Origin of the sequence: Actinoalloteichus spitiensis RMV-1378 (genome assembly GCF_000239155.1) — a bacterium.
Classification (GTDB): Bacteria; Actinomycetota; Actinomycetes; order Mycobacteriales; family Pseudonocardiaceae; genus Actinoalloteichus_B; species Actinoalloteichus_B spitiensis.
Map to the genome: position 1 here is coordinate 1 of NZ_AGVX02000486.1, position 7,539 is coordinate 7,539.

The window sequence follows — 7,539 nt, forward strand, 5'->3', positions numbered from 1 at the left end:
ACGAGGACGGCGCGGCGTCCCACCCACCCGGCCCACAACCCGCTCCCAGCGGGACCGGCCCCCCGCCCAAGGCGGGGGCACCGGCACCACGCGGGACGAACCCGCGACCAACGAACGAGGAGGAACCGTGCGAGCGTGGCAGGTGCGGGAGACCGGTGAACCGAACCGGGTTCTCCAGCTCATCGACACACCCGAGCCGGAACCGACCTGGGGCACCGTCGTCGTGCGGGTCAGGGCGGCGGCCGTCAACTTCGCCGACGTGCTGCTCTGCCAGGGCCGCTACCAGGTGCGCCCTCCGCTGCCGTTCACCCCGGGCGTGGAACTCTGCGGCGACGTCGTCGCCGTCGGAGAAGGGGTCACCGACCGGCGGGTGGGGGAACGGGTGATCGGCCTGGCCGCGCTCCCCCGGGGAGGCTTCGCCGAGCACACCGTCATGGAGGCCCCCATGGTGTTCCCCGCCCCCGACTCCCTGGACGACGAGGAGGCCGCCGTCTTCTGCATCGGCTACCAGACCGGCTGGTTCGGACTGCACCACCGCGCCCGCATCCAACCCGGCGAGGTCCTGCTGGTGCACGCCGCCGCCGGCGGGGTCGGCAGCGCCGCCGTGCAACTCGGCCGGGCCGCCGGAGCCACCGTCATCGGCGTGGTCGGCAACGAGCGGAAGGTCGAGGTCGCCAGGGCGATGGGGGCCCACGTCGTCGTCAACCGTGCGCGGGAGGACCTGGTGGACGTCGTCAAGGACGTGACCGGGGGCCGCGGGGCCGACGTCGTCTACGACCCGGTCGGCGGCGACTCCTACCAGCGGTCGACGAAGTGCGTCGCCTTCGAGGGACGGATCGTCGTCCTCGGGTTCGCCAGTGGCACCATCCCCCAGCCCGCGTTGAACCACGCCCTGCTCAAGAACTACTCCATAGTCGGCCTGCACTGGGGCCTCTACGCCCGGCGCGACCGGGACGCCGTGACCCAGGCCCACGCCCAGCTCACCCGACTGGCCGACGAGGGTGTCGCCCGCCCCCGGGTGGGGGAACGGCTGCCGCTGTCCGAGACCGCCGCCGGGTTGCAGCGTCTCGCCGAGGGCCACACCGTCGGCCGGTTGGCGGTCTCCCCCCGGCTGGACTGAGCCGGAACGGGCACCCGCCGAGCACGGCGTTCCGGGCCCTCGTCCGCGTCAGGGCGACGGATCCCCACCCGAGTGGGGAGGCGAGGAACCTTCCGGGTCCGTCCCGCCTGGGCCGCTCCCCAGCACGGCGAGGAGGAACCGTGCGGGGAGTGCCCGCGGGGCCTGGGCACCCGGGGATCACCGGGCGGGCCCCCGCGAGGGCCCGTGGCGGGACACCGTCAGCCCAACACCCGCCCCAGGAAGCCGCGCAGGTATCCCGCGACGACATCCAGGTGGCTCTCCAACAGGAAGTGGCCGCCGTTGACCAGGTGCACCTCCGCGTCCTCCGCGTCGCGGGCGAAGGCCCGCGCACCGGCCGGCCCGAAGATCTCGTCGTTGGCTCCCCACACGGCGAGCACCGGGACCCGGCTGGTGCGCAGGAACTCGTGCAGCAGCGGGTAGAGCCGGCGGTTGTTCGAGTAGTCGCGGAACAGCGCCAGCTGGACCTCGTCGTTGCCCTCGCGGGAGACGAGGGCGAAGTCGTGCGCCCAGGTGTCCGGGCTCACCACGCTGGGGTCGGGCACGCCGTGCAGGTACTGCCAGCGGATGGCGTCGAGGCTCAGCGCGGCGCGGACGGCGGCTTCGGTGTCGGGGCCGGGGTTCTCCCCGTAGGCCCAGACGTCGGTCCAGAACGACTCGACGAACCCGTCCTCGTAGCCGTTGCCGTTCTGCGTGACGAGGGCGGAGATCCGCTCGGGATTCCGGAGCGCGAGCCGCCATCCGATGGGGGCACCGTAGTCCTGCACGTAGAGGGCGTAGCGGTCCAGGCCCACCTCGTCGAGCAGTCCGGCGGTGAGGTCGGCGAGGGCGTCGAAGGTGTAGGTGAAGTCCTCCACGCCCGGGGCGTCGGAGTGGCCGAAGCCGAGGTGGTCCGGGGCGATGACGTGGTAGTCGCCGGCCAAGCGCGGGATGAGCTCGCGGAACATGAACGAGCTGGTCGGGAAGCCGTGCAGCAGGACGATCGCGGGGGCCTCGGCGGAGCCGGCCTCGCGGTAGAAGATCTCGTGGCCGTCGATCACGGCGGTCCGGTGGCGCACCGAGCTCATGTCTAACCCCTTTTACTGGATGACCCGGTTAGGTGCTCGTCATGCAAGCACGCGGTGGGATAACCTGTCAAAAGGTTCGATCTGGTTAGGGGGTGTCCGGTGGACGCGCTGCTGGACCTGCTCAACAGCAGGCCGCTGGTCAACGGCGAGGAACAGGACGCGCTCGGCGACCCGACCCGAGGCACGCGCTGGGCACGGGAACACGGCGGCGACGGCAGCCTCGCCGAGCTGGCACTGTTGCGCGCGGCCCGGGACGCCCTGCGGGACGTGGTGACCGGAGCCAGCTCGCCCACCGCGCTGGGACCGCTGCTCGACGGCGTTCACCAGCGCCCGGAGGCCACGCCGGACGGCCTCCGCTGGACGCTCCAGACGCCCCCGCACGCCCGGCTGGCTGTCGAGATCGTCCTCGCCTGGGCCGACACCGAGGAACGCCACCCCGGCCGGCTGCGCCCCTGCGCCAACGCCGCCTGCCAGCTGTTCCTGTTCGACCGCAGCCGCGCCAACCGCGCCCGCTGGTGTTCGATGGCCGTCTGCGGCAACCGCGAGAAGGCACGCCGCCACTACGCCCGCACCCGCTGACCGCCCCCGGCGCGAGCCCGTACGCCCCTCCCACCCGAGGAGAGGCCTGGTGGACCACCAGCGGGCGACGCGGAGCCAGGCCGAGACCGGCGGACCCACCTGCGGACGTGCGCTCAGGGACCGCGTTCCGTCGCACCCGCCGGGCACGCGCGAGGGGAGGCACATGTCCAGGCGGTCAGGCCGCCCGGGCACGCACGAGCATCATGCCCACGGTCCTCCCCGGAGGCGGCCCGACCCACGCTCACCTCGGAGAAGCCGTGACCAGGAAGGATTCGTGCCCACTCCTCGGCGGAGTGGTCGTGCCGCGCACTCGCGTTGCCAGGGGGTGGTTCCTGGCCTCCCGGGGGGAGAACGCCAGAACTCCCCCGAGGATCATCCATTCCCGCACGAGCGGCATCAGGGTGTCCGGGTCCGTGAACCACACGGCGCCGAAGATCGACAGCACCACGTCGAACGTGTCCGCCGTGTCCGTGAGGAAGGCGGTGGCCTCGGCCGTGCGGAACTCCCCACACCTGGCAGGTGGCCCCAGCGTTCCCGTGCGACCGCTTCACGGGTGGGGGCGACGTCGACACCGACACTGGAGGCTCCGAGGGGCACGAGGTGAGCGAGCTCGTCCCCGCTGCCCGATCCCAGGTCCAGCACCGCACGCCCGGCTACTGGACCGAGCACGGTCTCATCCGGGCCGTGCCCGTTGGTCGCCCCGCGGGGCTTTCTGCTCACCGCGTAGCGCTCCCAGACCTCCACCAGCGACGACGACCTGCGAACGGCTCCTTTCCCGCCGGCGGGGAGGCGGGGCGCACCCCTGATGAACAGAGATGCGCCCCAACTGCGAGCGAGCGGTTCCACCTTGGCGAATCAGTGCACCCGGCATCGCTGGCGCCCTCCACGTGGCCGCCCAGGCACTGGACGTCCCCACCAGGAGGCAGGACGCCCAGGCCGCGCTCGTCGCCTGCATCACCGACGAGGACCAGCTCAACCAACTCGGTGACGACACGCTCTGCCACGGCTGGGCCGGGCTCGTGCACACCGCCCGCCGAATGCTCACCGACGCCGAACCCAACCGCGACGACGCCGATGCCCTGGCCCGGCTGGAACACCGCTGGCGCCGCCGCACCCAGGCCGTCCGAGAACGGCCGAAGGTGAGCGGGATGCTGGAAGGCGGCGCCGGAATCGCGCTCACCGACCTACCCGCGTGCACCGGATGGGACCTCTGCCTGCTCACCACCCCGTCCGCGCGCCTACCACGGCCAGCTCGCCCGAATCGGCGACACCACCCACGGAAAGGAACCGGATGACCAACACCACCAGCACCTGCCCCGAGGACCTGCGCGAGCGGATGATCAACCGCATCCGCGCCGCCGGCCACCTGCCCTCCGAGCGCATCGAGCAGGCGTTCCGCGCCGTTCCCCGGCACCGGTTCGTGCCCAACGCGTCGGTCGAGGAGGCGTACGCCAACAAGGCGATCACCATCAAGCCAGGCAAGGACCGGCCGGCCAGCTGCATCTCCGTGCCCACGGTGGTGGCGATGATGCTCGGCCAACTCGACCCGCGCCCCGGAGATCACGTGCTGGAGATCGGCGCGGGAACCGGATACAACGCCGCCCTCCTCGCCGAGCTCGTCGGACCGACCGGCAGCGTCACCACCGTCGACATCCACCCCGACGTCACCGACCACGCCCGCAGCACCCTGACCGACACCGGCTACGACCGGGTGCGGGTGATCACCGGGGACGGCGCCCTCGCCGCACCAGACCACGCCCCCTACGACAAGATCATCGTCACCGTAGGGCCGTGGGACCTGCCCCCGGCCTGGTTCGACCAGCTCGCCCCCGGCGGCACCCTGGTAGTCCCGTTGCACTGGCGCGGGCAGGCCCGCAGCGTCGCCTTCACCCGCCAGGACACGCACCTGCGCGCGACCAAGAGCCAGCTCTGCGGGTTCATCCCCATGATCGGCATCGTGCCCGCCGGAGAGCGGACCGGCACGGTCGTCGAGAACGTCGCGCTGTACTGGGACACCGACCAGAACATCGACCCGGCCGCCCTGCACGAGGTGTTCACCGGACTCGAGACCACCGTGTGGTCCGGCACCTCCGTGGTCGCTGACGAGCCCTTCGACCACGTCTGGCTTTGGCTGACCGCCACCGAACCCGGTACCTGCCGCCTCGACGTCGAAGACGAGGCCGTCAAGGCCGGGCTCTGCCACCCCGCCTTCGCCTACCGCACGCCCGCGATCGTCGAGGGCGACTCCCTGGCCTACCTCACCAAGCCCCGCCCCATCGACGAGGACGGCGAACGCCGTTACGAACTCGGCGCCACCGGACACGGCCCCGCCGCCGCCCAACTCGCCGAGAGGCTGGTCGCCCAGATCCGCCGCTTCGATCGCGACCGCGCCGCCCAGCCCGTCATCACCGCCTACCCCGCCGGAACGGCCGACGAGAACCTGCCCACCGGCGTGGTCTTCGACAAGCACCACGTCCGCATGGTCGCCACGCCCTGACCGGTCACCGCACTGGCGCGCCTCGCATCGAGAACGTGGTGCGCCCGGCCCGGTGGGGTCGGGCGCACCATACCTGGCCGAGCAGCCAGTGGAACCGCGAATTCGTTGGCGAACCGCGAGGGGCACGGACTCGGGGGTCGCGGCGTCCTGCGGTCAGGAATGAGCCGGGACGCCCTCGCCAGCAGCCTGCCAGTTCGTAAGCCAGGCTGGGTTTTCCTGGCGCACGCTTCGGCGTCTGCCGGGCCGGCGGCCTGGACCTGCTGCTCACCGTGTAGCGCTCCCAGGCTTCCACCAGCGACGACTCGCGGTCTGGTCCTTCTCGGCCGACGGGGAGGCGAGGCGCGCTCCGGCGGCTAGCGTGCGCTCGGCAGGTACCGCTCGGCCACCACACCGGCCTCCACTGCGAGACGACACGCCTCTTCCGTGTCCTCCACGAAGCTCACCATCACCGAGACGTGGACCTCCTCGTCCAACGCCAGCGCCACCTGGCAAACGCGAGGGTCCAGGTCGTCGGTGATGCGCAGTGCCCGTAGGGAGCCGACCTGGATCTCGTTCGCGGAGAAATCAGTCAGGTTGATCGAGTCCACACCCTTGTTCGCATCGAGTTGGAGCGTGAGGTTTCCCTGGCCGGTGGGAAGGGACTCGTACCAGCACGAGTAGATGATTCCGAAATCGTCGAAGTGGGCGCTTTCCGGGTCAAATCCCAGTGCCGTCACCTCGTGTTCGGGAAGTACCTCACAGGGATGTGTGGCCGCGAGTTCCGCTCCGACGTCCCCGGGAGCCGTGTCCGCTGGAGGGCCCGCGGAAGCGGGAGGAGTCCCGGTGCCAACCGTGTTCTCCGGGATCTCCGTGGAATCAATGGCTCTACCAGCGCTTTCCTGGGTACAACCTGAGGCCGTGCACGCGGCGAGGGCCACCACCGCCCACCGACTAGCCGGGCCGATTCGCAACATCGTCTTCCTCACCTGTCAATCTGGTTCATCGATGCGGCGCTGTCCTCGTCGGTCTGACTCGTCACGCGCGCACTCGCCCGAATAGCGGAAGCGAGATCCCGCAGTGTTTCGATGTAGAGCAGTAGGTTTTCGTAGGCGGAGTCAGGGAAACCGGCTGCGCAGGCTTGATCCTGCTGGTACATCAGTTTCGCCACCGGGCTCGAACCCAGCTTCACGTCCTGCCCAAGAAACGAAAGTAATCCAGCCGACTTTCGGCTCGGTCAGCGATGGCATCAACCTTGGTGGCCATCGCCTCGGCGCTGTCCGGGTCGATCGAGACCTTGCCCGCGGCCGCTGCGACCTTGAACTGGTGGACGCTACCCGTCATCTTCCGTGTCACGGCAGAGGTGTCACCCCCGCCGTCGGACTCCACGTGCATCGTTCCTCCCTTGGCGTTCACATCCAGCCCCTCATGCGGGGCCCGGCTGGTGGCATCTCCGCGTGCGGTCGAAGACGCCGGAACAGCCCCGCGTGCGCGGGGACGACCCGCTAGCGGACGCGATCGGCTGCGAGGTGTTCGGAACAGCCCCGCGTGCGCGGGGACGACGCTGGCCCGCGCGGTCACGGATCCCAGTTGCTCGGAACAGCCCCGCGTGCGCGGGGACGACGGCGGCCGAGCCCACCGCGAACCCCTGCTGAACCGGAACAGCCCCGCGTGCGCGGGGACGACACCTGGTCGCTGTCCTGCGTCACCAGGTGAACGGGAACAGCCCCGCGTGCGCGGGGACGACAGCTGGAGGGCGACCCACTCCGCCCACGTCGTCGGAACAGCCCCGCGTGCGCGGGGACGACCCGAGGAACTCCTTGAGGCTGTCCTCCGAGATGGGAACAGCCCCGCGTGCGCGGGGACGACACTTCCTGACCTGCGGCGTTACGAGTGACACGGCGGAAACACATTCACTTTCCTCGGGGTCGCTCGCACCACCACACGCCTCCCTGCGGACAGTATGCCGCCCGCAGGTGTGGTGGTCACCCGCGTAGCGGAGGTCCGCACGCCCGATTCCTGTGCGGACATCAGGTTCTCGAAACCTCGCGCGGCGCTTGACGGGAACGTTTGACCCGAAGCGAACGACAAGTCGCACCCGGTTGGCGGGACGCACCTGGTCCGCTCGCGTCTGGTGATCCTCCACGGGAACGAGGGGAGGAGTTGGCAGGTCAGCTCCGCCAGCCCTCGCGGACCGAGAAGTGGTGGACGGGTAGCCGGCTCCGCCCCCTTGCGGACCCCCGTGGTGGTGCGAAGTGCTGGACCTGTGGCGGCTCAGCGGG

The 7,539-nt window shown here is 70.8% G+C and carries 9 protein-coding genes and 1 CRISPR repeat array; of the genes, 4 read left to right on the forward strand and 5 right to left on the reverse strand.

The window, feature by feature from the left end:
- Positions 1-127: 127 nt before the first annotated feature.
- Positions 128-1,120 (forward strand): NADPH:quinone oxidoreductase family protein, encoded by a 993-nt coding sequence (locus ACTIDRAF_RS0219890; protein WP_016700477.1) that lies wholly within the window; start codon positions 128-130, stop codon positions 1,118-1,120.
- Positions 1,121-1,338: 218 nt separating this feature from the next.
- Here ACTIDRAF_RS0219890 and ACTIDRAF_RS0219895 read toward each other — a convergent pair whose 3' ends face one another.
- Positions 1,339-2,205 (reverse strand): alpha/beta fold hydrolase, encoded by an 867-nt coding sequence (locus ACTIDRAF_RS0219895; RefSeq protein ID WP_016700478.1) that lies wholly within the window; start codon positions 2,203-2,205, stop codon positions 1,339-1,341.
- A 99-nt stretch (positions 2,206-2,304) separates the two neighbouring features.
- On the opposite strand from ACTIDRAF_RS0219895, the gene ACTIDRAF_RS0219900 reads away from it, so the two are divergent.
- On the forward strand, positions 2,305-2,784 hold the full coding sequence (locus ACTIDRAF_RS0219900) for a CGNR zinc finger domain-containing protein (protein WP_016700479.1): 480 nt from the start codon (positions 2,305-2,307) through the stop codon (positions 2,782-2,784).
- A 241-nt stretch (positions 2,785-3,025) separates the two neighbouring features.
- Here the strand turns inward: ACTIDRAF_RS0219900 and ACTIDRAF_RS34555 are convergent, their stop codons facing one another.
- A complete protein-coding gene (locus ACTIDRAF_RS34555) occupies positions 3,026-3,229 on the reverse strand; it encodes a hypothetical protein (protein WP_211215387.1) in 204 nt (67 codons plus the stop codon).
- A 370-nt stretch (positions 3,230-3,599) separates the two neighbouring features.
- Here ACTIDRAF_RS34555 and ACTIDRAF_RS29995 point away from each other — a divergent pair, with 370 nt between their 5' ends.
- Together ACTIDRAF_RS29995 and fxlM are read left to right on the forward strand one after the other, a co-directional pair.
- The gene (locus ACTIDRAF_RS29995) at positions 3,600-4,079 is read left to right on the forward strand and encodes a lanthionine synthetase LanC family protein (RefSeq protein WP_083886505.1); all 480 of its coding nucleotides are present in this window, start codon (positions 3,600-3,602) and stop codon (positions 4,077-4,079) included.
- The gene (gene fxlM / locus ACTIDRAF_RS0219915) at positions 4,076-5,281 is read left to right on the forward strand and encodes a methyltransferase, FxLD system (protein WP_016700481.1); all 1,206 of its coding nucleotides are present in this window, start codon (positions 4,076-4,078) and stop codon (positions 5,279-5,281) included. The genes ACTIDRAF_RS29995 and fxlM overlap by 4 nt, the downstream gene beginning before the upstream one ends.
- A gap of 353 nt (positions 5,282-5,634) precedes the next feature.
- Here the strand turns inward: fxlM and ACTIDRAF_RS33020 are convergent, their stop codons facing one another.
- Genes ACTIDRAF_RS33020 through ACTIDRAF_RS35095 form a run of 3 tightly spaced genes read right to left on the reverse strand, consistent with a single transcriptional unit; the run spans position 5,635 to position 6,652 of the window.
- A complete protein-coding gene (locus ACTIDRAF_RS33020; RefSeq protein ID WP_083886507.1) occupies positions 5,635-6,234 on the reverse strand; it encodes a DUF3558 family protein in 600 nt (199 codons plus the stop codon).
- Between the two features lie 8 nt (positions 6,235-6,242).
- Positions 6,243-6,428: a hypothetical protein gene (locus ACTIDRAF_RS35090; protein WP_245533589.1), complete on the reverse strand. Its 186-nt coding sequence runs from the start codon at positions 6,426-6,428 to the stop codon at positions 6,243-6,245.
- Positions 6,429-6,445: 17 nt separating this feature from the next.
- Positions 6,446-6,652 (reverse strand): hypothetical protein, encoded by a 207-nt coding sequence (locus ACTIDRAF_RS35095; RefSeq protein WP_016700484.1) that lies wholly within the window; start codon positions 6,650-6,652, stop codon positions 6,446-6,448.
- Positions 6,653-6,731: 79 nt separating this feature from the next.
- Positions 6,732-7,126: a CRISPR direct-repeat array (repeat unit 28 nt; unit sequence GGAACAGCCCCGCGTGCGCGGGGACGAC).
- Positions 7,127-7,539: the final 413 nt, after the last annotated feature.

Coding starts and splice junctions, on each gene's coding strand:
- ACTIDRAF_RS0219895 (WP_016700478.1), bottom strand. CDS start 2,205: ATGAGCTCGGTGCGCCACCGGACCGCCGTGATCGACGGCCACGAGATC.
- ACTIDRAF_RS33020 (WP_083886507.1), bottom strand. CDS start 6,234: ATGTTGCGAATCGGCCCGGCTAGTCGGTGGGCGGTGGTGGCCCTCGCC.
- ACTIDRAF_RS29995 (WP_083886505.1), top strand. CDS start 3,600: ATGCGCCCCAACTGCGAGCGAGCGGTTCCACCTTGGCGAATCAGTGCA.
- fxlM (WP_016700481.1), top strand. CDS start 4,076: ATGACCAACACCACCAGCACCTGCCCCGAGGACCTGCGCGAGCGGATG.
- ACTIDRAF_RS35095 (WP_016700484.1), bottom strand. CDS start 6,652: ATGCACGTGGAGTCCGACGGCGGGGGTGACACCTCTGCCGTGACACGG.